Below are 1,143 nucleotides of genomic sequence, written 5' to 3' on the forward strand. Positions count from 1 at the left end.
GCCCCGCGTCCGGTCCGCCATCTCGTCGGCGTCGGCGTCGCGGCGGCCGGGGAGAACCTGACCGTCGGCGCCGCCGAGCCGGGGATCGCTCCGACGGTGGCCCGGCGGTTCTCCCGCGCCGGTTGGACGCTTTACCCCGACGGCCGGTTGCTGTTCGCGCCGGCCCCGGGGCACGGCCTGCGCGACGTGTTTCCGCTGGCCGGCAGGTATGAGCCGGCCGGCGACGGCTGGCAGGTGCGGGCCGGGCGGACCCTCGGGCCGGGGGCCGGCGTGCGCGTGCGGGGGCTGATCCTGCCGGGCGCCCGATGGCGGTTCCAGGGTCACTACGACAGCCGGGGCGCCGGCCAGCCGGTGTCGCTGCCCGTCGCGGTCGACCTGGCGGACCCGCGGTCGCACCCGCAGCTGCTCGGCGTGAGCCTGCTCGCCGGGGTGCCCGCGCCGCTGGTCTTCCGGGTCGAGCTGACCGGCACGGTCGGGGCCGCCGCGTTCGGGCCGCTGCCGGCCGAACTCGCCGTCATCGACGCGGCGCCGGGCAGCGCGGAACCCGTCGAGATCACCTTGGCGGCCCCCGCGGGCCACGTCGATCCGCACCGGGTCGACGTCGAGTTCGGCGTTCCGCCTGGCACCGGCGCGGTCGGCGAGGTGCTGTGGCTGCCGCGGCCACCGCTGCCCGCTGGTGCCCGCGGGCCGGGGCGGCGCCTGGTCGTGGACGCGGCGACCCTCGACCTTCACCTGCGCGGCGGCGACGAGGCCAGCCTGGGCGTCACCGTCAACGTCCCCGCGCCGTTCGTCGGGGCGATGCCGACACCGGTGCGCGACGCCAGGCTGGTGTTGCGGTTTCGGCCCACCGGCGTCGGCGAGTGGCGGGTCGATGGCCGGCTGGGCGCCCGGACGCTGGCCATGGCGGGCGGCCTTGCCATTGGCTGCGTCGCGACCTTGCACGGCACGGCGAAGCCGCGCACCCTCGGCGATCCGATGCCGACGCCGCCGACCCACGCCCGCGCGGCCACGGCGCCCGGCTCAGGCTGGCGCGCCGCCCCGCCCCCCGGCCCGCCGCCACCGCCGGGGGGCGGCCGGGGGGGGTGGGGGGGGGGGGGGGGGCCCCGGGGGGGGGCTTCGGGGCGCTTACGCGCATTTGGTGCG

General features: G+C 79.4%; 1 protein-coding gene. It reads left to right on the forward strand.

Annotated features, from left to right (window positions below; genetic code table 11):
• A partial coding sequence (locus MXD58_RS25120; RefSeq protein WP_250610114.1) for a hypothetical protein occupies positions 1–1,143 on the forward strand: 1,143 nt, incomplete at both ends.

Source organism: Frankia sp. AgKG'84/4, from assembly GCF_023242965.2.
Classification (GTDB): domain Bacteria; phylum Actinomycetota; class Actinomycetes; order Frankiales; family Frankiaceae; genus Frankia.